The 21,158-nt window shown below is 62.7% G+C and carries 19 protein-coding genes; 6 read left to right on the top strand and 13 right to left on the bottom strand.

The features are described from left to right. Nucleotides 1–10 precede the first annotated feature (10 nt). From JL2886_RS05590 to JL2886_RS05570, 5 genes are all read left to right on the top strand, one after another. Nucleotides 11–1,414 carry an FAD-binding oxidoreductase gene (locus tag JL2886_RS05590; RefSeq protein ID WP_065271106.1) on the top strand — a complete coding sequence of 468 codons (1,404 nt, stop codon included), beginning with the start codon at nucleotides 11–13 and terminating at the stop codon, nucleotides 1,412–1,414. A 228-nt stretch (nucleotides 1,415–1,642) separates the two neighbouring features. Then, entirely contained in the window at nucleotides 1,643–4,150 is a 2,508-nt protein-coding gene (locus JL2886_RS05585) for a GcvT family protein (protein ID WP_065271105.1), read from the top strand. 171 nt (nucleotides 4,151–4,321) lie between these two features. After that, the gene (locus JL2886_RS05580) at nucleotides 4,322–5,560 is read left to right on the top strand and encodes a PQQ-dependent sugar dehydrogenase (protein ID WP_065271104.1); all 1,239 of its coding nucleotides are present in this window, start codon (nucleotides 4,322–4,324) and stop codon (nucleotides 5,558–5,560) included. 95 nt (nucleotides 5,561–5,655) lie between these two features. Then, nucleotides 5,656–6,003: a CidA/LrgA family protein gene (locus JL2886_RS05575; protein WP_065271103.1), complete on the top strand. Its 348-nt coding sequence runs from the start codon at nucleotides 5,656–5,658 to the stop codon at nucleotides 6,001–6,003. Continuing rightward, the gene (locus JL2886_RS05570; RefSeq protein ID WP_065271102.1) at nucleotides 5,996–6,727 is read left to right on the top strand and encodes an LrgB family protein; all 732 of its coding nucleotides are present in this window, start codon (nucleotides 5,996–5,998) and stop codon (nucleotides 6,725–6,727) included. Before JL2886_RS05575 ends, JL2886_RS05570 begins: the two co-directional genes overlap by 8 nt. Before the next feature lie 6 nt (nucleotides 6,728–6,733). Here the strand turns inward: JL2886_RS05570 and JL2886_RS05565 are convergent, their stop codons facing one another. The 5 genes from JL2886_RS05565 to JL2886_RS05545 all read right to left on the bottom strand — a co-directional run bounded on the left by JL2886_RS05565 (nucleotide 6,734) and on the right by JL2886_RS05545 (nucleotide 10,504). Continuing rightward, nucleotides 6,734–7,324 (bottom strand): HD domain-containing protein, encoded by a 591-nt coding sequence (locus JL2886_RS05565; RefSeq protein WP_065271101.1) that lies wholly within the window; start codon nucleotides 7,322–7,324, stop codon nucleotides 6,734–6,736. An 85-nt stretch (nucleotides 7,325–7,409) separates the two neighbouring features. Continuing rightward, nucleotides 7,410–7,748, bottom strand: coding sequence for a carboxymuconolactone decarboxylase family protein (locus JL2886_RS05560; RefSeq protein ID WP_065271100.1), 339 nt, complete (start codon nucleotides 7,746–7,748; stop codon nucleotides 7,410–7,412). Between the two features lie 70 nt (nucleotides 7,749–7,818). Then, nucleotides 7,819–8,475 (bottom strand): DUF938 domain-containing protein, encoded by a 657-nt coding sequence (locus JL2886_RS05555; RefSeq protein WP_065271099.1) that lies wholly within the window; start codon nucleotides 8,473–8,475, stop codon nucleotides 7,819–7,821. After that, on the bottom strand, nucleotides 8,475–9,551 hold the full coding sequence (locus JL2886_RS05550) for an NAD(P)/FAD-dependent oxidoreductase (protein WP_065271098.1): 1,077 nt from the start codon (nucleotides 9,549–9,551) through the stop codon (nucleotides 8,475–8,477). The genes JL2886_RS05555 and JL2886_RS05550 overlap by 1 nt, the downstream gene beginning before the upstream one ends. Continuing rightward, a complete protein-coding gene (locus JL2886_RS05545) occupies nucleotides 9,548–10,504 on the bottom strand; it encodes an aldo/keto reductase (RefSeq protein WP_065271097.1) in 957 nt (318 codons plus the stop codon). Before JL2886_RS05545 ends, JL2886_RS05550 begins: the two co-directional genes overlap by 4 nt. Before the next feature lie 129 nt (nucleotides 10,505–10,633). Between JL2886_RS05545 and JL2886_RS05540 the strand changes: the two genes are divergently transcribed. Further along, nucleotides 10,634–11,248 (top strand): CDP-alcohol phosphatidyltransferase family protein, encoded by a 615-nt coding sequence (locus JL2886_RS05540; protein ID WP_065271096.1) that lies wholly within the window; start codon nucleotides 10,634–10,636, stop codon nucleotides 11,246–11,248. Between the two features lie 44 nt (nucleotides 11,249–11,292). Here the strand turns inward: JL2886_RS05540 and JL2886_RS05535 are convergent, their stop codons facing one another. The 8 genes from JL2886_RS05535 to xdhA all read right to left on the bottom strand — a co-directional run bounded on the left by JL2886_RS05535 (nucleotide 11,293) and on the right by xdhA (nucleotide 21,133). Further along, the gene (locus tag JL2886_RS05535; protein WP_065271095.1) at nucleotides 11,293–11,610 is read right to left on the bottom strand and encodes a hypothetical protein; all 318 of its coding nucleotides are present in this window, start codon (nucleotides 11,608–11,610) and stop codon (nucleotides 11,293–11,295) included. 212 nt (nucleotides 11,611–11,822) lie between these two features. Beyond that, nucleotides 11,823–12,896, bottom strand: coding sequence for a BMP family ABC transporter substrate-binding protein (locus JL2886_RS05530; RefSeq protein ID WP_065271094.1), 1,074 nt, complete (start codon nucleotides 12,894–12,896; stop codon nucleotides 11,823–11,825). A 71-nt stretch (nucleotides 12,897–12,967) separates the two neighbouring features. After that, a complete protein-coding gene (locus tag JL2886_RS05525; protein ID WP_065271093.1) occupies nucleotides 12,968–13,888 on the bottom strand; it encodes an ABC transporter permease in 921 nt (306 codons plus the stop codon). Nucleotide 13,889: 1 nt separating this feature from the next. Then, on the bottom strand, nucleotides 13,890–14,972 hold the full coding sequence (locus tag JL2886_RS05520) for an ABC transporter permease (protein WP_065271092.1): 1,083 nt from the start codon (nucleotides 14,970–14,972) through the stop codon (nucleotides 13,890–13,892). Nucleotides 14,973–15,011: 39 nt separating this feature from the next. After that, nucleotides 15,012–16,529: an ABC transporter ATP-binding protein gene (locus JL2886_RS05515; RefSeq protein WP_065271091.1), complete on the bottom strand. Its 1,518-nt coding sequence runs from the start codon at nucleotides 16,527–16,529 to the stop codon at nucleotides 15,012–15,014. Beyond that, a complete protein-coding gene (gene xdhC / locus JL2886_RS05510) occupies nucleotides 16,526–17,488 on the bottom strand; it encodes a xanthine dehydrogenase accessory protein XdhC (RefSeq protein ID WP_065271090.1) in 963 nt (320 codons plus the stop codon). The genes JL2886_RS05515 and xdhC overlap by 4 nt, the downstream gene beginning before the upstream one ends. Then, complete coding sequence (gene xdhB, locus JL2886_RS05505) at nucleotides 17,478–19,775, bottom strand: xanthine dehydrogenase molybdopterin binding subunit (protein ID WP_065271089.1); 2,298 nt, start codon at nucleotides 19,773–19,775, stop codon at nucleotides 17,478–17,480. The genes xdhC and xdhB overlap by 11 nt, the downstream gene beginning before the upstream one ends. Continuing rightward, nucleotides 19,772–21,133: a xanthine dehydrogenase small subunit gene (xdhA, locus tag JL2886_RS05500; protein WP_065271088.1), complete on the bottom strand. Its 1,362-nt coding sequence runs from the start codon at nucleotides 21,131–21,133 to the stop codon at nucleotides 19,772–19,774. The genes xdhB and xdhA overlap by 4 nt, the downstream gene beginning before the upstream one ends. Nucleotides 21,134–21,158: the final 25 nt, after the last annotated feature.

The raw sequence follows: 21,158 nt of genomic DNA, 5'->3' as shown, positions 1-21,158 counted from the left end.
AGGACGACCCATGGTGCAAGCCACTTCACTGCCGCGGAACGAGCCGGGGATCAAAGCCGCCATAGGCGTTCTGAAACAGACATTCGGTGACCGGCTTCAGACCGGGCAGGCCATCCGTGAACAGCATGGCCACACCACCACCTGGATCGAAACCCAGGCGCCGGATGCGGTTGTCTTTCCGACCTCGACCGAAGAGGTTGCCGCCATCGTAAAGACCTGCGCCGAATATGGCGTGCCGGTCATTCCCTTTGGCACCGGCACCTCGCTGGAGGGCCATGTGAACGCTCCTGCAGGTGGCATTTCCGTGGATATGGCGCGTATGGACAAGATTTTGGCCGTGCATGCCGAGGATCTGGATGTGGTTGTGCAGCCGGGGGTGACGCGCGAGCAGCTCAATACCTTCCTGCGCGATCAGGGTCTGTTCTTTCCCATCGACCCCGGCGCCAATGCTTCGCTTGGCGGGATGGCTGCGACGCGGGCCTCGGGCACCAACGCGGTGCGCTATGGCACGATGAAAGACAACGTGCTCGCGCTTGAGGTCGTCATGGCTGACGGCGAGGTGATCCGTACCGCCCAGCGGGCCAAGAAATCCTCGGCCGGATACGATATGACCCGGCTGATGGTTGGCTCCGAAGGTACCCTTGGCCTGATCACCGAAATCACCCTGCGCCTGCAGGGCATCCCAGAGGCGATCCGCTCTGCCCGCTGCGCCTTCCGCTCGGTGGATGATGCCTGTCGCGCGGTGATGATGACCATCCAATACGGCATTCCCGTCGCCCGGATCGAAATGCTGGACGCGATGAGCGTCAAGGCCGCAAATACCTATTCCAAGTTGGACCTGCCCGAAGTGCCGCTGCTGCTGCTGGAATTCCACGGCTCCGAAGCGGGCGTAGTGGAGCAGGCCGAGATGTTCAGCTCCATCGCCGAAGAGTTCGGCGGTTTCGATTTCGAGGCGACCTCCACCGCGGAAGAGCGCAACAAGCTCTGGCAGGCGCGCCACGATATGTACTGGGCCTGCCTCGGCCTGCGCCCCGGTGCCAAGGGGATTTCAACCGATGTCTGCGTGCCGATCTCGCGGCTGGCCGAATGCGTCTCTACCGCCCGCGAAAAGGCAGAGGAAATGGGACTGATGGCGCCCATGGTCGGCCATGTAGGCGACGGCAACTTTCACGCGCTGCTGCTGATCGACATGGACAGCGCCGAGGAACGCGCCAAGGCGGATGAATACGTCGGCTGGCTCAACGATCTGGCGATTTCCATGGATGGCACCTGCACAGGTGAACATGGCATCGGGCAGGGTAAACGCCCCTATCTGACCAAGGAACTTGGCGCCGCGACCCGCTATATGGCGGCGGTCAAGGCAGCACTGGATCCGGATAATATCCTGAACCCGGGTAAGATCATTTCCGATTGATCAAAGGGATTAAAATCACGACCCTTGAAGGGCGGTGCGGGCGTGAACCTGCGCCGCCTTTTTGCGTTAGGCGCGGGGCAGGGATTCTGTCGCGTAGCGAAGATTCCGCACGGCAGGGCGCGAAAGGTCGGTTTTGTCGACTTTTGCGTCGGATGGATTTCGCGGTGATTTCAGGAATTCCGGCATACCATTGCCAAACCCTAGTCATTTCTTCCGGAGAAGCGGGATATGAAAACCCAAGTCAAAGCACTGGTTGTCGGCGGTGGCGCCGTCGGGACCTCGATCGCCTATCATCTGGCCAAGGCGGGCTGGGACGATGTGATGCTGATCGAACGGGACGAGCTGACCTCGGGCTCTACCTGGCACGCGGCCGGCCTGTTGCCGCTGTTCAACATGTCCTATGCGACCACCCACATCCACAAGTACTCGGTGGATTTTTACAAGACGCTGGAAGAAGAAACCGGGCTCAACGCCGGGTTTGCTGTGGTGGGCAATCTGCGTATGGCGCAGACGCAGGAGCGTATGGATGAATACATGCTCTATGCCTCGACCGCCGAGACCTGCGACGTCGATTACGAATGGCTGACCCCGGAGCAGATCAAGGAACGCTGGCCGCTGATCGAGACCGGCGACCTGAAGGGCGCGATCTACCACACTGAGGACGGTTACATTAACCCCGCCGATGTGACCCAGGCGATGGCCAAGGGCGCCCGCCAGCGCGGTGTGGAGATCGTGCGCAAGCTGCAGGCCGATGCCTTCCACTGGAATGGCACTCACTGGGAAGTCACCTGCACCAAGATGGTGGAGAAGGGCGGCAACCTGGTCGAGAGCGACGAGCAGGTGGTGATCACCGCCGAGCACGTGGTGACCGCCTCCGGCAACCACGCGCAGCGCACCGCCAAGATGCTGGGCATCAAGATGCCCGCGATCCCGGTCGAGCACACCTTCATCGTCATGGACAAGGACCCCGAGCTGGTCAAATGGCGTGAAGCGGGCAACCCGGAGCACCCCGTCGTGCGTGATGCCGACAATGAATCCTACGCGCGTGAAGAGCGTGGCGGCTGGATCCTCGGCATCTATGAACATGGCGCGCCCGCGCGGTTCGAGCATGGTGTGCCGGACAGCTTCCGTGCCGACCTGTTCCCGCTGGATCTGGACCGGATCGCCGATCAGTACATGGCGATGGCAGAGCGCGTGCCCTCCTGTGCCGAATCTGGCCTCAAGGACGATTTCAACGGCCCGATCTGCTACACCCCCGATGGCAACCCGCTGGTCGGCCCGGCGCCCGGTCTGCGCAACATGTGGCTGGCCGAAGGCTTCTCCTTCGGCATCACCGCTGCGGGCGGCACCGGCTATTACCTGGCGCAGATGATGGTCGATGGCGAGGCCGAGATCGACATGGCGTCGCTCGACCCCAAGCGGTACTCCTCCAACTGGATGACGACCGAGTTCGCCGCGCGCAAGAACGAGGAAGCTTACGAGCACGTCTATATCCTGCACCACCCGGACGAAGAGCGCCCGGCCTGCCGCCCCCTGCGAACTTCGCCGGCCTATGACCGCCAGGCGACCCGCGGTGCGCAATTCGGCTGGGTCAACGGCTGGGAACGCCCGAACTATTTCGGTCCGCTGGACGCGCCGGAGAACTTTGATCACGATGCACGTTCGTTCCGCCGTGGTGGCTGGTGGCAATACGCGGTCGAAGAGGCCAAGGCGATCCGTGAAGGCGTCGGCCTGATCGACGCGACCGCTTTCACCAAACACGTGGTTAAGGGCCCCGGTGCCACTCAGTTCCTCGACTGGTTCACCTGCAACAAGCTGCCCAAGGTGGGCCGTATCAACCTGACCTATGCGCTGACCTCGGCCGGGACCACCCGCACCGAATACACCATCGTGCGCAACGGCGAGAACAACTATTACCTCGTCTCTGCGGGTGCCTGGACCGAATATGACGCGGATTACCTGCGCAAAGCGGCCGAGGACAAGATGGAGGAGTTCGGCTATATCGAGATCCAGGACGTGACCACCCAGTGGGGCGTCTTCGCCATCGCCGGGCCGAAGTCCCGCGATGTGCTGAAAGAGGTGATCAAGGACGCTGATCCGGAGACCGCTCTCAGCAACAAACGCTTCCCCTGGCTGTCGGCCAAGCAGATCGAATTGGGCATGTGCCCGGTGAATGCGATCCGCGTGGCTTATACGGGCGAGTTGGGCTGGGAGCTGCATCACCCGATCGAGATGCAGAACTACCTGTTCGATCTGCTGGAGAAGGCAGGCGAGAAGCACGGTATGAAGCTGGTCGGCGCCCGCGCCCAGAACTGGCTGCGTCAGGAGAAGAGCTACCGCGCCTTTGGGCACGAGCTGGGCCGCGACGCGACCCCGCTTGAGGCAGACCTGCCGCGCTTTGTCGATCTGGAGAAGGATTTCTATGGCAAGGACGAAATGGTGGCCAAGGGCATCCGCTCCAAATGCTGTACCATTCTGATCGACGGTCCGGCCGACACCGATCCCTGGGGTCGCGAGGCGCTTTATGCCGAGGATGGCATCCGCGTCGGGCGCCTGACCACAGGCGGCTATTCGGTGGCCTTCGAGAAGAGCATCGGCATGGGCTATGTGAAACCGGAATACGCGGTGGAAGGGACCAAGCTGAAGGTCAAGATGCTGGACCAGCTGTGGGATGCGGTTGTGACCTGCGACAGCCCCTATGATCCGAAGAACGAAAAGATCCGTGTGAACGGATAAAACAGCAAAGCCCCGGCCACCGTGCTGGGGCTTTTTTGTTGGAATGACGGACTGGTCGCGCTTTGCTGCCGGTTGTCCTGCTTCTTTTTCCGACTACCCTTTGCGAGGTGCCGTGCATGGCTGTGGCGTCTGCGGGTTGGTGATCGAATTTGCGGCTTCAGGGAGAAGAGGATGAGACAGGTCTTTGGCAGTGCAGCTTTGTGCCTGATGTTTGCTGCGTCTGCATCTGCGCAGTCTGCCCCCGGAGATCCGGACGCGATCAGGATCACCGGATCCGCCGAACACACCTATATCGACCAAGACACGGCAGATGCCGATGCTTTGCGACGGGTGCTGGAGGGCATCCGCCTGCCGACGGGGTTCAGGATCGAACTCTATGCGCTGGTTCCCGGTGCCCGCCACATGGCGCTTTCCCCTGGTGGCACAGTCCTGTTCGTCGGCACAAGGCGGCACAAGGTCTGGGCGGTTCTGGACCGTGACCGCGACGGCGCTGTTGACGAGGTAAAGGATTTCGCGCCCTCCCTGAGCCTTGATATCCCCAATGGCGTGGAGGTTTCTCCGGACGGTGATCTGTTCATCGCCGAACGTAACCGGGTTTTGCGCATTGCGGGCGCCGAGGCCTTCGATCAGAACGCTGACATGGTCGCGGTGCCAATCGTGCCGCAGGGCAGCCTGATTCCCGAGGCCGAGGAAAGCTCTTATCACACGGCGCGGGTCATCAAACTGGGGCCGGACAACAAGCTGTATATCTCGCTGGGTCAGCCCTACAACGTGGCGCCGCCGGAAAAGCTGGCGCTTTACAATGAAACCGGGATTGGCGGGATCATCCGCATGAACCGCGATGGCAGTGGGCGCGAAGTTTATACCTATGGCGCGCGCAATTCCGTTGGGCATGACTTTCACCCGGAAACCGGAGAGCTGTGGTGGACCGACAATCAGGTTGATGGCATGGGCGACGACATTCCACCCGGCGAAATCAACCGCCAGACCGAGAAGGGTCAGCATTTCGGTTTTCCCTGGTACGGTGGCGGATCAACCCGGACGCGCGAGTATGCGGGGCAGGAGGTTCCGGTCGAGGTTGTCATGCCTGCCGTCGAAACCATCGCCCATGCGGCCGATCTGGGCATGAGTTTCTACACCGGCGACATGTTTCCCGAAAAATACCGCAACGCGATCTTTTCGGCCCAGCACGGATCCTGGAACCGGTCCGAGCGGGTGGGCGCACGGGTGATGGTGACCTTCATCGACGCGCAGGGGAACGCGGCCATCGAACCCTTTGCCGAAGGCTGGCTGAACCAAGACGGTGAATATGATGGTCGCCCGGTGGATGTCATCCAGCACCCGGATGGCTCCATTCTGGTGTCGGATGATTTTGCCGGTGCCGTCTACCGGATTTCCTATTCCCCGTAGGCCTGCTGCCTTGTCCGACCCGGTGAGAGGGCACGCCGCTTGTTTGGATGCCAGAGGGATGCCACAGTCACCTCATCAGGTGCAGGAGGGATAAGATGCTGGGTTTCCTTACGCTTATACTGGTGTGTCAGCTGGCTGGGGAGTTCATCACCGGCGCCTTGGCGCTGCCTATACCGGGGCCGGTGCTGGGCATGGTGTTTCTGTTTGTCATTCTGATGTTGCTGGGCCGGGTGCCCGCGCAGCTGGATCAGACGGCAAACGGTCTGTTGCGCTCAATGTCGCTGTTGTTTGTGCCGGCCGGGACCGGGGTAATCCTGCATTTCCAGCTGCTGGGACAGGCGCTGTTGCCGCTGGGGCTGGCGCTGGTGGTCTCGACTTTGGCGACCATCGCGGTCACCGGGCTTTTGATGCAGTGGCTGGGGGCAGGGTCGGCCGATGGATAACCTGCAGGACACCTGGGTCTATCTCAGCGCATCGCCGCTGTTTCATCTCACCCTGACGCTGGTTGCCTTTCAGCTGGCCAGTTTCCTGTTTGAGAAAACCGGCAGGAACCCATTGCTGAACCCGGTGCTGGGGGCGGTGCTGATCGTTGTGGCTGTGCTGATGCTGACCGGGACGGATTATGGCAGTTATTTCGAGGGCGCCCAGTTCGTGCACTTCCTGCTGGGGCCTGCCACGGTGGCCCTTGCGGTGCCGCTCTATCGGCAATGGTACCGGGTGCGCCGTTCGGCTCTGGCTATCGTGGTGAGCCTTGTTGCCGGATCGCTGACCGCCATCCTGTCCGCCGTGGCGGTGGCTTGGCTTGCAGGCAGTTCCGAGGCGGTTCTTGCATCGGTGGCGCCGAAATCGGTGACGGCGCCCGTGGCAATGGGCATTGCCGAGAAACTGGGCGGCCTGCCGTCGCTGACCGCGGTTCTGGTGATCGTGACCGGTATCCTTGGCGCCATGCTGGGACCGAAGGTTCTGGACGTGACCGGCGTGGTCGACTGGCGCGCGCGGGGGCTGGCGATTGGCACCGCCAGCCACGGGATCGGTACCGCTCGGGCGCTGCAGGTGAACGAGACCGCTGGCGCCTTTTCCGGCCTTGCCATGGGCCTCAACGCGCTCGCAACCGCGCTGCTGCTGCCGATCATCTGGAGCGGCATCCTGTGGATCATGGGCGGCTGAGCCGGATCAGCTGTCGCTGGTCTCGTTCAGCTCCATGTGGCCTTCGCCGCGCGCGAGCACCCGGCGCAGGATCGGTTCGAAGAATTCCAGCGGTTTCGTCGGGTAATCTGGGTCAAAGGCGCATTGATCATAGTCGTGACAGAACTTGCGGCAGTCTTCCCAATAGGGGCTGTCGCGGTATTTGTCGCGTGCGTGGCGGTCGCCGCCAAGGTGGTGATTGTAGTAATACCCCTGAAAGACGCAGTGGTGTTTCAGGATCCACCAGGTGCGTTCGCTGACATAGGGTTTCATCATCGCGGCGGCCAGTTCGCCGTGGTTATAGGGCGACAGGATATCGCCCACATCATGCACCAGCGCCGCAACGACGATTTCGTCATCGGCGCCATCGGCATGGGCGCGGGTGGCGGCCTGAAGACAATGCTGGAAGCGGTTCACCGGGTAGGGTGTCCAGTCCTCGTCAAGCGAGCGGATCGCGTCCAGAATACGGTCGGGCAGGGCGGCGTTATAGGCCTCCTCATACTCCATGACCGCATCCCAGTCTGCTTTCCCAGCCTCTTCAAAGCTGGTCCAGGTGGGGGTGTGACGTTGATCTTTCATGGCAGGCTCCCGGTTGATCTTTTCCGGAAGCCTAGCCGCTGTTTTTCGAATGGAACAGGCCATTCTGTATGTGGTGATCCACGCCTCAGGCGGCGGTCAGCTCGTCAAAGCAGGTCATCGCCTTGGCTGCGTACATCATCGCGGGTCCGCCGCCCATCTGGATCGACATCGCCAGTACGTCGGCCACTTCTTCGCGGGTGGCGCCGGCCTTGATCAGGGTTTCCACGTGCAGCCCGATACAGTCCTCACACCGCAGGGCGACCGCGATGCCAAGCGCCACGAATTCCTTCTGCTTGAACTCCAGCGTGCCACCCTGTTTCACCGCCTTGCCAAGGGCGCCAAAGGCCTGCGCGGTCTCGGGGATCGCCCGGTTCAGATTGCGCAGCCCGTTGCGGGTTCCGTCCAGTTTCTCGTGCCAGCCCATGATCTGTCCTTCATCATATTCATTTTTCTGAAGGAGTAGGGTGGCTGCAGTACTGCGGCTTTGATCTGGGTCAGAAATCCGGTTTTTGCGCCACCAGGGCCAGATTGTTTGCTGGCATTTCGATCACCTCGGCCAGATCAAGGCCCGCCTCCTGCAGCCAGTCGATGGTGTCGAAATCGTCCTTGTAGCCGATCTGCGGATCATGGTCCGTCAGAGAGGCGTGGAACCTCTGATCGCCTTCGCTTGTCAGCTCACCAGCGCGCATGAAGGGGCCATAGATCGCGATCCTTCCGGCCGGGGCCAGCGCGCGTGCGGCTTCGCGGATCAGGGTCTTGGCGTCTTCCTCGGTGATGAGGTGCAGAAGATTCGACAGGATGATGAAATCGACTGGCCCGACCGTTGCGGCCCAGCCCGGCGCCGTCGCATCCAGTTCTGCGGCGGGGCGCAGGTTATCAAGGCCTGCCTCTGCGACATAGGCATCGATGCTGGCGCGCCGGGCTGCGTCCACCTCGGTCGGTTGCCAGATCAACCCGGGCAGGCGCCGGGCATAGGCCACCACATGTTGACCGGTGCCGCTGGCGATCTCCAGCGCGCTGCCGGTTTCAGGGGCGATGTCGGCCAAGAGATCGCACAGGGGATCGATATTGCGCTCAGCGGAAGGGGCGAAGAGCTTGCCATCCTGCGCAGCGGCGACAGAGGCGGTGCCGGGAACAGAGCGAACGGGCATCAGCGCAGCCTTTCCGGTGACAGGGCGGCGATGATATCGCGGTCCAGTTCGGGCGTCTTGCCGCCGACCAGGTCGCGCAGCAGGCGCGAGGCGGCTGGTGCGGTCTGAAAGCCATAGCCGCCCTGCGCCGCGCACCAGATGAAATCGGGGCGGTCAGGGTCCGCGCCCAGCACCAGCGCGCCATCGCTCACGAAACTGCGCAGACCGGCCCAGTTGCTTTCGACCCGTGTGACGGGTTCGGTCACCTTTTCCTCATAACGCGCCAGCCCCTCGGCCAGCACCATATCATCGGCAAAGGCGTCATGCGGATCAACCGGGTCGGCATCCGCAGGGGAGACCAACAGCTTGCCCGCATCGGGTTTGGCGTACCAGCATTCCCCGACGCCCATCATCATCGGCCATTTGGTGACATCGTGACCGCCCGGCGCGGGCAGCCGCGCCATGGAGCGGCGTTTGGGAGTGATCCCGATGGGCGCAACCCCGGCAAGGGTGGCGATCCGATCAACCCAGGCCCCGGCGGCATTGATTAGTTGCTTGCCTTCATAGGCCCGACCGCCTGCCGTCACCTGCCAGCCTGACCCGCTATGCTGGATCGCGGTGACTTCGGCCCGTGTGATCACCTGTCCGCCTGCACCTCGCACCACGCGGGCAAAATCCTGAATCATCCGATCGGTATCCAGATCCTGCGCGTCCTCGTGCAGGGCGGCCATGGTGACGGAGGCCGGATTCAGGATCGGCACCCGGGCATAGGCATCGTCGATATGGATCTTGTGCAGATCCAGTTCTGCAATATCTGCCGCAAAACCGTCTTCTTCGCCGGGGCCTGCCACCAGCATGAAACCGCGCGGTGTCAGGTAACCGCCGTTAGCGTTGTGATGGTAGTCGGAACTGGCCTTGTTGAGCGCGACAACGGCTGGGTTGCCATAGCTTTCCTCGAACATGGCAGCCGAGCGCCCCGAGGCGTGATAGCCAAGCGCCTCTTCCGCCTCCAGTACCGTGACGCTGCCGAGCTCCGACAGCCGTGCGGCGGCGCTGATCCCTGCGATGCCGCCGCCGATGACGATAAAATCACTCATGCCGAAATACCTTCGTCCTGTTCTTCCAGCCGATCTGTCGCCGGCGCCGGGCGCGGGCTGAGCGCTGAAATCCGCGCATAAAGATCGGCGCTCATATCGAAATCCATCGCCGCAAGCGACGGCGCAAGCTGTTCTGCGGTGCGCCCCGAGATGATCGGCATCGGACCGCTGGAATGGGCCGCCACCCAGGCCACGGCGAGGGTGGCCGGATCTGTGCCAAGCTCCTGCGCAAGCGTGGCAAGATCGGCAGCGGCGCGGTGCATCCAGTCCTGCCCATAGCGGCTGTTGTAGCGGGGATCTTCCTGCAGGCGGCCTTCGCCGCTGCCCGCGGCGTATTTGCCGGTCAGCAGCCCGCCGCCCAGCGGAGAGTAGGGCGCGATTGCGATGTCCTGATCGGCGCACATGGGCAGGATCTCGACCTCGGCCTGACGTTTGACCAGCGAATACATCGGCTGCAGGATATCAATCGACAGATCATATTTGGCGCCGATCATCTGCGCCTTGACCACCTGCCAGGCGGCGAAATTCGACAGGCCCACGTAACGGATCAGCCCCTGTTGTTTCAGGGATGCAAAACATTCCAGCGTTTCGTTTAGGTCGGTTTCGGGATCGAACCGGTGCAGGTAAAGGACATCCACCATATCCAGATCCAACCGCGCCCGGCAGGTTTCGAACTGCGCCCGCATGTTGGCCGCGCCTGCGCCGCCGGTATAGCCCACCTTGGTCGCGATCAGCAGCTTGTCGCGCTCCCCCTTGATCAGGCGGCCGAGGATCTTCTCGCTTTCGCCCTCGTTATAGACCCAGGCGGTGTCGAAATGGGTGATCCCGGCTGCGCGGCAGGCGTCATACATTTCGGCCGATTGCGCTGCGTCAGCGCGGCCTCCGAACTGCATGGTGCCAAAGGCAAAGCGGCTGACGGGGGCGTGGTCGGGGGTGGTCAGGATGCGTGTCATGGCGGCAACCTGCCACGTCGTGGGAACAGGGAAAAGAGCGAAGATGACGCAACAACAGGCTTCTGCCAAAAACGCCGCCGCGCGCAATTGTGACTGGAGCGCGCAGCGTTTGCAGGGCACAACAGAGCCATGTTTGATGCCCGTATCCGCCCGTTGATCGACCCTGCGTTGAACGCGCAGGGAAGGGTCATTGCGCGCTGGGGGATCAGTGCCAATCAGGTGACGCTATTAGGGCTGGCGCTTGGGCTTCTGTCTGCTGCGCTGATTGCTCTCGGGATGTTTGGCTGGGCGCTGCTGCCGTTGTTGCTGTCACGCCTTGCCGATGGGCTGGATGGGGCGGTGGCGCGGGCCAGCGCGCCGACGGGGTTTGGCGGCTATCTCGATATCACCTGCGATTTCCTGTTCTACGGAGCGGTGCCCTTGGCATTCGTGCTGGCGAACCCTGGGGCCAATGGCGCGGCAGGTGCCTTTCTGCTCATGTCTTTCTACGTGAACGGTGCCAGCTTCCTTGGTTATTCCGTCCTGGCCGAGCGGCACCAGATGTCCAGCACCGCGCGCGGCGTCAAAACGCTCTACTTTACCGGGGGGCTGCTGGAAGGGGCGGAGACAATCGGGTTCTTCGTGGCGCTGTGCCTGTTTCCGGGGGCCTTTGCCCTGATGGCCTGGGTGTTCGGCGCCTTGTGCTTCGTGACGGCTGCGTCACGTGTGCTGTTGGCCTATCGGGTGTTCTCGAAGAAGCGCTAGGCCCCCAGTGATTACTGTCGAGGCTGCGCTGTCTATGCGCCAGCTTATCGGCGTCTGATCCGATCCCGTCGCGCGATAATGTGAGTGACCGCACAGACCGGAAGCCAGATCTGAGCAAGCAGACCTGCGCCCAGTACGTTCCAGAACAGCGCCTCGGCGCCGCCCGAAAAACCGAACCTGGTTCCGGAGAGCAGGAACGCCACGCAAAAGGCGATCAGGCAGGACAGGAAAAATGCGCGCCATGGCTGGTTCGGCATACGCCGGATCGTGAGTATTGACGCTGCGCAAGCAACCACGGCAAGGGCGATGGAGTAGGGGAGCCAGTCGCCCGCCAAAAGATAGCCGTAATCGAAAAACTCCATCCTTTTCTAGGCCTCCCAGTCTCGCGCCCCGCCGATGCTGGTGCGATGAGAATACTAGGAGAGTTGGTCGTGGTCTGCAAAAGGTTGCTTTGCTGCAGAAGTTGGGGTCGCCCAAGATTTGCGGGGTGGCTGTGCAGAGGAGAACTGCAGCCACCAAAAGAAAAGGCCCGCCAATCTGGCGGGCCTTTCCGTAACTCGTCTGGGCAAGGCGCTTACTGCGGGATGTCGCCTTCGATGCCTTCAACAAAGAAGTTCATGCCGGCCAGGGTGCCGTCATCGGCGGTTTCACCCTCTGCCAGCCACGCCGAACCGTCCTGCTTGTTCAGCGGGCCGGTGAACGGGTGGTAGGAACCGTCCGCGATCGAGGCTTTCAGCGCCAGCGCGGCTTCTTTTACGTCGGCGGGAACCGCGTCGGAGATTTCACCGATGCCGACCATGCCCGGGCCGATGCCGTCCCAGGTGTCAACCGAGGTCCAGGTGCCGTCCATCACGGCCTTGGTACGGGCGATGTAATAGGGCGCCCAGTTGTCGATGATCGAGGAGACGCGCGGTTTCGGCGCATACTCGGCCATGTCGGAAGCCTGACCAAAGGTGATCACGTTGCCTGCGGCCTGTGCAGCGGCCTGCGGCGCGGTGGAGTCGGTGTGCTGCAGGATCACGTCGGCGCCCTGTTCGATCAGAACCTTGGCGGCGTCGGCTTCTTTGGCCGGGTCGAACCAGGTGAAGGCCCAGACGATCTTGAAGGTGACGTCGGGGTTCACTTTCTTGGCGTGGATATAGGCAGAGTTGATGCCGCGGATCACTTCGGGGATCGGGTAGGACCCGATGTAGCCGACGATGTTGCTCTCGGTCATGTTGCCCGCGATGGTGCCCTGAACGGCGCGGCCTTCATAAAAACGTGCGGAATAGGTCGAGACGTTGTCGGCTCGCTTGTAGCCGGTGGCGTGCTCGAACTTCACGTTCGGGAACTTCTTGGCGACGTTGATGGTCGGATCCATGTAGCCAAAGGAGGTGGTGAAGATCAGGTCGGCGCCCTGCAGCGCCATCTGGGTAATCACGCGCTCGGCGTCGGGGCCTTCGGCGACGTTTTCAACATAGACGGTTTCGACCTTGTCGCCGAATTCCTCTTCTACGGCCAGGCGGCCCTGATTGTGCTCATAGGTCCAGCCACCGTCGCCGACGGGACCGACATAGACAAAGCCTACCTTGGTCTTGTCTTCGGCCATCGCGCCGGTCGCAAGGCCAAGCGCCATGGCGGCGCTGGTCAGAAGTGTCGTCAGTTTCATCAAAGGGATCCCCCGTGTTGTTTATAATATGCCCGGATGCCCGGGCAGGGTGTTTGGCCTGCCGTCAAATCCTAACGGGAGGCATGGAAATTGCGGCCAAGGGCAGCGGGTGCGCTGCTCTTATCCGCTGATAGAATGACAAGCACCACAATGGTGATCAGATAGGGCGACATTGCCAGATACTCGACCGGGATGGCAACGCCTGCTGCCTGAAGATTAAGCTGCACCACGGTAACACCGCCGAAAAGATAGGCGCCCAGCAGCACCCGCCAGGGTTTCCAGCTGGCAAAGACCACCAGCGCAAGGGCGATCCAGCCGATGCCGGCGGTCATGCCTTCGGTCCACTGGGGGACCCGGATCAGGCTGATATAGGCACCGCCCATGCCTGCGCAGGCGCCGCCGAACAGGATCGCCAGCACCCGGATGCGCAGCACCTTGTAGCCAAGCGCGTGGGCCGCATCGTGGTTCTCCCCCACCGCGCGCAGGATCAGACCCACACGGGTGTATTTCAGTACCACCCAGACCACCGCTGTCAGGACAATGCCGAAATAGAGGATGATGTCATGGCCAAACAGGATCGGTCCAACGACGGGCAGATCGCTCAGTACCGGGATATGGATGTCTTGCATCTGCGGCGGTTTGATGCCGACATAGCTTTGTCCCATCAGCGCCGAGATTCCGAGCCCGAAGAGCGTAAGTGACAGGCCCGATGCGACCTGGTTGGCCTTGGCAAACTGGGTGAGGATGGCGAAGAGGGTGGACAGCGTCGCCCCCGCCACTGCGGCGATGACAAAGCCGAGGAGCGGCGAGCCGCTTTCGACGGCGGTGGCAAAGCCGGCGATGGCGCCGGTGATCATCATGCCTTCGACGCCGAGGTTCAGAACGCCTGCCTTTTCCACCACCAGTTCACCCACGGCGGCCAGCAGCAGCGGCGTAGCCGCCACCATGAGGGAGGCGATCAGCAGGACTGGGTTGATTGCGGATAGATCCATCTTACGCCACCTCCGGCTTGCCGATTGCGATACGGAAATTGGTGAGCAGGTCAAAGGCCAAGAGGAAGAACAAAAGCATCCCCTGGAAGACCTGGATCGCTGCCGAGGGCAGGCCCATGTTCGATTGCGCGATATCGCCGCCAATATACGTCAGCGCCATCAGCCCTCCTGCCAGCAGGATCCCGACGGGATGCAGGCGACCAAGAAAGGCCACGATAATGGCAGTGAACCCATAGCCCACGTTGAAATCGATCGAGACCTGACCCGACGGGCCGGAGACCTCGAACAGGCCCGCAAGGCCGGCCAGCATGCCGGAGGTGCCAAGGCAGAACAGCACCAGCCGCGCCGGGTTCACGCCGGCAAAACGCGCGGCACGCGGCGCTTCGCCGGTCAGGCGGATCTGATAGCCCAGCATGTGCCGGTTCAGCAGGACATAGGCAAAGATCACCGCGATCAGCGCGGCAACCACACCCCAGTGCATGCCGGAGCCTGCGATCAGATCGGCGTTATGGGCGCTTTCATATTGTTGCAGGTTGCGACTGCCGGGAAAGCCAAAGCCTTCGGGGTTTTTCAGCAATCCCAGCGACATGGAGGCGAGGAACTGTTCGGCCACATAGACCAGCATCAAGGAGACGAGAATTTCATTGGTGCCGAAGCGAACCTTCAGAAAGGCCGGAATCATCGCCCAGATCCAGCCGCCAAAGGCCCCTGCGAGGACCATGAGTGGGAAGATGTACCAGGCTTCGTGAGGATAAAAGGCCAGCCCCATCCCGGCGCCGAACAGCGCGCCCATGATGTACTGCCCTTCGGCGCCGATGTTCCAGATCCCGGCGCGAAAGCCCAAGGACAGGCCGATGGCGATCAGCACCAGCGGCGCGCCTTTGATCAGCAACTGCGGGCGGTAGTAGAAGGCGAACTCGCCAAACAGCGGTTCCCAGAAGATGGTGCGGATCGCCTCGACCGGGTCCTTGCCCAAGATTGCGAACAACAGCCCGCCCGCGATCATCGTTGCCAGCACCGCCACCAGCGGCGTGGCCATCGACCAGGCGCGCGACGGCTGTGGCCGTTTCTCAAGCCGGATCATGCGTGGGCTCCTTCATTGATAGTCAAATACTGGCAGAGATCAGACATGCGCCACCTCCATGCCGTGGGCGCCGCCCATCATCAGGCCGATTTCATCCACCGTCAGCCCCGCAGCCGGGCGCGGAGCGCTCAGGCGGCCTTCGTTGAGAGCGGCGAAACTGTCGGAAATCTCCATCAGCTCGTCCAGGTCCTGACTGATGCAGATGACGGCGGTGCCACCTGCGGCCAGATCCAGCAGCGATTGCCGGATCGCGGCGGCGGCAGAGGCATCGACGCCCCAAGTGGGCTGGTTCACCACCAGCACCTCGGGGCGTTGCAGCACCTCGCGGCCGATGACGAATTTCTGCAGGTTGCCCCCGGACAGGGAGCGCGCCGCGTTTTCCGGTCCCGGCGTGCGCACGTCGAATTCGGAAATCACGCGTTTGGCAAACGCCTTGGCAGCGGGCCAATTGAGGAACCCACGGCTGACCAGACCTTCGCGTACGGCGGCGGTCAGCATGGCATTTTCCGTGAGGCTCATGTCCGGCGCTGCCGCATGGCCAAGGCGTTCTTCGGGGGCCGACAGCAGCCCAAGGCGGCGCCGCGCAACCGGACCCAGCTTGCCGATGGGCTTCCCGTGAAGTTTCACAGCATCCGGAACCGACAGGGTCTCACCCGACAGAACTGCAAGGAGTTCATCCTGCCCGTTGCCGGCCACGCCGCCGATGCCAAGGATCTCTCCCTTGCGCACGCTGAGGTGTACGTTTTTCAGCGCGGTGCCAAAGGCCGAAGGTGCGGGAACCGACAAACCGCTGATGTCCATCGCCACGTCGCCGAGGTCACGGCCAGCGCGTTCCGGGGTCTTGAGTGCGGTGCCCACCATCATCTCGGCCATGTCGCGGGCCGATGTTTCCGAAGGGGTGCATTCGCCGACATTCTTGCCCAGCCGCAGGATCGTGGCGTGATCGCACAGGGTGCGGATCTCTTCCAGCTTGTGACTGATATAAAGGATCGAGGTGCCTTCGCTGCGCAGTTTCTGCAGGGTCTCGAACAGGATCTCAACCTCCTGCGGGGTCAGCACCGAGGTTGGCTCGTCCATGATCAGCAGTTTCGGGTCCTGCAGCAGGCAGCGGATGATCTCGACCCGCTGGCGTTCCCCGGCAGAGAGATCGCCCACGGTGCGGAACGGATCGAGCGGCAAACCATAGGTTTCAGAGACTTCGCGGATGCGGCTGGCCAGATCGCGCAGCGGCGGCGGGTTTTCCATGCCAAGGGCGATGTTTTCCGCCACGTTCAGCGCATCGAACAGGGAAAAATGCTGAAATACCATGGCGATGCCATCGGCGCGGGCGGCGCGCGGTTCGGCCGGGGCAAAGGGCGCTCCGCGCAGCAGCATCTGGCCGCTGTCCGGCTTCACCAGCCCGTAGATCATTTTCACGAGGGTGGATTTGCCGGCGCCGTTTTCGCCCAGAAGGGCGTGGACCTCGCCTTCGCCGATGTCGAAGGACACCTGATCGTTGGCAACGACGCCTGGGTAGGCCTTGGTCAGGCCCTGGAGGCTCAGAAGGGGTACAGTCACGCGTGCCGGTCCTTTCTTAGTTCCTGTTCTGCGCTGCCTCTTGCATCCAGCGCCAGCAGCTGCGCCGTCACACCGACCGCGATTGCCTGCGGGTGCTTGCCCAGGGCCGGATCCCCAATTGGGCAGGTGATCCGGTCGATCCGCGCGGGGGCGTGGCCTAGGGCAGCAAGCCGGGAACGGAAGCGCGCCCATTTGGTCGCGGAGCCAATCAGCCCGGCAAAGGCAAAGTCATGTTTCAGCAGGGCGTGGCATAGCGCCAGATCCAGCTCATGGGAATAGGTCAGAACCAGATGTCGGGCAGTTGACGGCGCGTGAGCCACCAAAAGCGACGGATTTTCAGCCCATAAGGGGGTTATGGTGTCCGAAATATGCTCAGGAAACCGGTTTCGGGCGGTGTCGACCCAGGTGATGTCGTGATCGGGCAGGGGCGCCAAAACATCGACCAGCGCGCGCCCGACATGGCCCGCGCCCCAGATCCACAACGGGTGCTCTGGCCGGTGCCTGGCTTCGATCATCCAGCCGTCGATCAGCTGCGGGGCCGGGCGCTGGCCCTGATTGCGCTGCCGGGTCAGCAGACGCCGCACCGTGAGCGGCATCGGGCTGTCCTGTCCTGCAGGGCGCGCGATCACCTCGGTGTCGAGGCGTTCTAGGTCATTCGCCTGATAGACCTCGCTCAGCAGCGTTACCGATCCGCCGCAGCACTGGCCCAGATCGGGGCCAAGCGCGTGGGTGCTGAGAACCGATGCCCTGTCCTGCACGACGGCCTTTTGCGCTGCTTCATATTCAAGCGCGCCTCCGCCGATGGTGCCGGACTGGGCAAAACCGTCCCCTGTGCGCCAGACCAGCATGGCGGCGCCCGCTTCGCGCGGGGAGGAGCCGCGGATGGCGGCGATCACTACGCGGGTGACACGACCGTGTGCCGTTACTGCGGCCTTGAGCCCGTCCAGATCAACCCCCATCACTGGTCCTCCGCGCCGCGCGCCAGATCTCTTCGGCGGTGGCCGGTGCATCAAGGGCAGGATAGGCCGCACCAAAGGCGGACACCGCATCCGACAGCGCCAGCCAAGCCGAAATCCCCAGCATGAAGGGCGGCTCGCCCACCGCCTTGGACCGGTAGATGGTTTCTTCGCGGTTCTGCCCGTCAAAAAGCGCCACGTAGAAGACATCCGGGCGGTCAGAGCAGGCGGGGATCTTGTAGGTCGAAGGCGCATGGGTGCGCAGAGCGCCCTTGTCGTCCCAGACCAACTCCTCGGTGGTGAGCCATCCGGCGCCCTGCACATAGCCGCCTTCGACCTGGCCGATGTCCAGCGCCGGGTTCAGCGAGGCGCCTGCGTCATGCAGGATATCGGCGCGCAGGATGCGGTTTTCGCCAGTCAGCCGGTCCACCACAACCTCGGTCAGGGCGGCGCCATAGGCAAAGTAGAAGAAGGGGCGTCCCTGTCCCTTGATTCGGTCCCACTCCAGTTTTGGGGTCTTGTAGAAGCCGGTCGACGACAGGCTGATCCGCCCCTCGTAGCATAGTTTCGCCGCCGCAACGAAGCTGAGCTCCAGAGCGTCGCCGATCCGAACCACGCCATCTGCAAAGATCACATCCGCAGGCGCCGCCTGATGCAGGTTAGCCAGATGTTCGGCCATGCGAGCACGGATGGTGTCGCAGGCGGCCTTGACCGCCATCCCGTTGAGGTCAGACCCGGAAGAGGCCGCCGTGGCGGAGGTATTGGGCACTTTGGCGGTGTCGGTGGCGGTGATTTTCACCTTCTCCAGTGAGATGCCAAACCGGCTGGCGGCTACCTGCGCGACCTTCTGGAACAATCCTTGTCCCATCTCGGTGCCGCCGTGGTTCAGGTGGACCGAGCCATCCTGATAGACATGAACCAGTGCCCCAGCCTGGTTGAGGTGGGTCAGGGTGAAGGAAATGCCGAATTTGACCGGAGAGAAGGCAAGCCCCCGTTTGAGGTGTGTCTGCCCCTGGTTCCAGGCAGCGATTTCTGCCTTGCGGGCGGCATAATCCGCGCTCACCAGCAATTGCGCGGTCATCTCGTGCAATTCGAAATCGCTGACCTCCATGCCATAGGGGGTCGTGTTGTCGCCCGTGGCGGTGCCGGGGGCGGCGTAGTAGTTGCGTTGCCGCAATTCGACCGGGTCCAGCTTCAAATCATGGGCGATATGATCCATCACCCGTTCGATCCCGACCATGCCCTGAGGGCCGCCAAAGCCGCGATAGGCGGTGGCGCTTTGCCGGTTGGTCTTGAGACGATGACTTTCGATGCGGATCGCGGGGATCGCATAGGCGTTGTCAGCGTGCAGCATGGCGCGGTCAGCCACCGGCAGCGACAGATCCTGCGCCCAGCCGCAATCCACCAGATGGGTGAACTCCACCCCCAACAGGCGGCCGTCCGTGTCAAACCCCGCCCGGTAGGAAATGCGGAAGGCGTGACGTTTGCCGGTGATGACCATGTCGTCATCGCGGTCATAACGCATCTTGCACGGGCGCCCGGTGTGGCGCGCGGCCACGGCGCAGGCGACGGCCAGCGCGTTGCCCTGGCTTTCCTTGCCGCCAAATCCGCCACCCATGCGCCGGGTCTCCACCCGCACCGCATGCATCGGCAAGCCGATGGCCTCGGCCACCTTGTGCTGGATCTCGGTCGGGTGCTGGGTCGATGAATTGACCAGCATGCCGCCATCCTCTTGTGGCTGGGCCAGCGCAGCCTGTCCTTCGAGATAGAAATGTTCCTGCCCGCCAAGATCAAAGCTGCCTTCGACCATACGAGGGGCGGCGGAGATGGCTGCGGCGGCATCGCCCTTTTGATAGATGCGCGGGCCTGCCTCGAACCGGCTGTCGGCGGCCAATGCGGCCTCCAGCGTCAGCAGGGGTGTTTCCTCGGCGTAGTCGATCACGGCCTTGCGGGCGGCGATGCGCGCGGCCCGGTGGCTGGTTGCCACCACCAGAAACACCGGCTGGCCGACATAGTTGACCGCGCCGGATGTCAGCAGTGGCTCATCATGGTTCGACGGGGAGACATCATTGTCAAAGGGCAGATCACCGGCGCTCAGCACCGCGACCACGCCGGAGCTTTGGCGGGCGGGCTCCAGATCCATCTTGGTGATGCGCCCCTTGGCGATGGGCGACAAGCCGAAGGCCAAATGTAGGGTGCCGCGCGGCGTCGGGGTGTCGTCCACATAGCGGGCGGCGCCGGTCACATGCAGGCGGGCGGCGTCGTGGGGCAGGGGTTTTGCAACGCTCATTGGCCCACCTCCAGCACGCTGACGGTTTCGCCCGCGAGATCCGCGAAACAGCGTTGCAGCATGTTGCGGGCGCAGTCGAGGCGGTATTCATCCGAGGCGCGCATGTCCCGCATCGGGGTGAAGTCCTTGTCGAATTCCGCTTGGGCAAGGGCAATGGTTGCCGGTGTCCAGGGTTGCCCGGAAAGAGCGGCCTCAACATTGGACGCGCGCTTGGGAATGCCTGCCATGCCGCCAAAGGCGATGCGCGCCGCGCGCACGATGCCATCTTCGACCGTGACATTGAAAGCGCCGAGCACGGCCGAGATGTCCTGGTCAAAGCGTTTGGAGAGCTTATAGACGCGCAGGGTATCGGGCTGACGCGGGAAAGAAACCGCCTCGACGAATTCGCCCGGCTGACGGTCCTGTTTGCCGTATTCAAGGAAGAAGTCTTCAAGCGGCAGATCGCGCCGGGTGTCGCCCTTGCGAAGATGCAGCGTGGCGCCAAGCGCGATGAGCGCGGGCGGGTTGTCCCCGATGGGGGAGCCATTGGCGATATTGCCGCCGACCGTGGCGGCTGCACGCACCTGCTGCGAGGCATAGCGGCGGATCATCTCGGCATAGGACGGGTGCAGCGGGGCGATGGCAGCCCGCATCCGGTTCATGTCGACCATGGCGCCGACGCGCACGGTCTCTTCGCTGATCTCGATCTGTTTCAGGTCGGTGCAGCGGTCTAGGAAAATCATATGCTCCAGATTGCGCAGGCCCTTGGTCACCCAGAGACCGACATCCGTCGCCCCGGCCACCAGCGTTGCCTCGGGGTTAGCGGCGAAGAGCGCGGCGAGATCGTCGGATGAAGTCGGCATGTTATCAAGGGCTGTGGCCGCAGGTGGGGCCTCGGATGCGATCCAGTCGGGCACTGGCTGGTCGGCTGCCGCCTTGGCCGCGCGGATGATGGGCGCATAGCCGGTGCAGCGGCACAGGTTTCCGGCCAATTGGTCGTCGAAATCGTGGGCGCCGTTCTTGTGTGCGGTGACCATCGACATGACGAAGCCGGGGGTGCAGAACCCGCACTGGCTGCCATGATGGTTGATCATTGCATCCTGAACCGGGTGCAGGCTGCCGTCCGGCCCGGCAGCGCCTTCGACGGTGCGCACCGATTTGCCGTTCAGCTGTGGCAGGAACAGAATGCAGGCATTCAGCGGCTTTGCGCCCTGTTCATCGGTCACCATCACCGTGCAGGCGCCGCAGTCGCCCTCGTTGCAGCCTTCCTTGGTGCCGGTCAGGCCGCGCTCTTCGCGCAGCCAATCGAGCAGCGTCGCCGACGAATTCGCATCGCTCAGCGTTACCTCCTCACCGTTCAGATGAAAGGTGATTGTCATCTTGTGAAACCCGTCGCCTTACCCT

This window comes from Phaeobacter gallaeciensis, from assembly GCF_001678945.1.
In the GTDB taxonomy this organism is placed as follows: Bacteria; Pseudomonadota; Alphaproteobacteria; order Rhodobacterales; family Rhodobacteraceae; genus Phycobacter; species Phycobacter gallaeciensis_A.
This window is presented reverse-complemented; position numbering and strand designations above follow the sequence as displayed.

What these genes read in the sequence shown, in the direction of transcription:
- JL2886_RS05590 (WP_065271106.1), top strand. Translation starts at nt 11, where the DNA reads ATGGTGCAAGCCACTTCACTGCCGCGGAACGAGCCGGGGATCAAAGCC.
- JL2886_RS05585 (WP_065271105.1), top strand. Translation starts at nt 1,643, where the DNA reads ATGAAAACCCAAGTCAAAGCACTGGTTGTCGGCGGTGGCGCCGTCGGG.
- JL2886_RS05580 (WP_065271104.1), top strand. Translation starts at nt 4,322, where the DNA reads ATGAGACAGGTCTTTGGCAGTGCAGCTTTGTGCCTGATGTTTGCTGCG.
- JL2886_RS05575 (WP_065271103.1), top strand. Translation starts at nt 5,656, where the DNA reads ATGCTGGGTTTCCTTACGCTTATACTGGTGTGTCAGCTGGCTGGGGAG.
- JL2886_RS05570 (WP_065271102.1), top strand. Translation starts at nt 5,996, where the DNA reads ATGGATAACCTGCAGGACACCTGGGTCTATCTCAGCGCATCGCCGCTG.
- JL2886_RS05565 (WP_065271101.1), bottom strand. Translation starts at nt 7,324, where the DNA reads ATGAAAGATCAACGTCACACCCCCACCTGGACCAGCTTTGAAGAGGCT.
- JL2886_RS05560 (WP_065271100.1), bottom strand. Translation starts at nt 7,748, where the DNA reads ATGGGCTGGCACGAGAAACTGGACGGAACCCGCAACGGGCTGCGCAAT.
- JL2886_RS05555 (WP_065271099.1), bottom strand. Translation starts at nt 8,475, where the DNA reads ATGCCCGTTCGCTCTGTTCCCGGCACCGCCTCTGTCGCCGCTGCGCAG.
- JL2886_RS05550 (WP_065271098.1), bottom strand. Translation starts at nt 9,551, where the DNA reads ATGAGTGATTTTATCGTCATCGGCGGCGGCATCGCAGGGATCAGCGCC.
- JL2886_RS05545 (WP_065271097.1), bottom strand. Translation starts at nt 10,504, where the DNA reads ATGACACGCATCCTGACCACCCCCGACCACGCCCCCGTCAGCCGCTTT.
- JL2886_RS05540 (WP_065271096.1), top strand. Translation starts at nt 10,634, where the DNA reads ATGTTTGATGCCCGTATCCGCCCGTTGATCGACCCTGCGTTGAACGCG.
- JL2886_RS05535 (WP_065271095.1), bottom strand. Translation starts at nt 11,610, where the DNA reads ATGGAGTTTTTCGATTACGGCTATCTTTTGGCGGGCGACTGGCTCCCC.
- JL2886_RS05530 (WP_065271094.1), bottom strand. Translation starts at nt 12,896, where the DNA reads ATGAAACTGACGACACTTCTGACCAGCGCCGCCATGGCGCTTGGCCTT.
- JL2886_RS05525 (WP_065271093.1), bottom strand. Translation starts at nt 13,888, where the DNA reads ATGGATCTATCCGCAATCAACCCAGTCCTGCTGATCGCCTCCCTCATG.
- JL2886_RS05520 (WP_065271092.1), bottom strand. Translation starts at nt 14,972, where the DNA reads ATGATCCGGCTTGAGAAACGGCCACAGCCGTCGCGCGCCTGGTCGATG.
- xdhC (WP_065271090.1), bottom strand. Translation starts at nt 17,488, where the DNA reads ATGGGGGTTGATCTGGACGGGCTCAAGGCCGCAGTAACGGCACACGGT.
- xdhB (WP_065271089.1), bottom strand. Translation starts at nt 19,775, where the DNA reads ATGAGCGTTGCAAAACCCCTGCCCCACGACGCCGCCCGCCTGCATGTG.
- xdhA (WP_065271088.1), bottom strand. Translation starts at nt 21,133, where the DNA reads ATGACAATCACCTTTCATCTGAACGGTGAGGAGGTAACGCTGAGCGAT.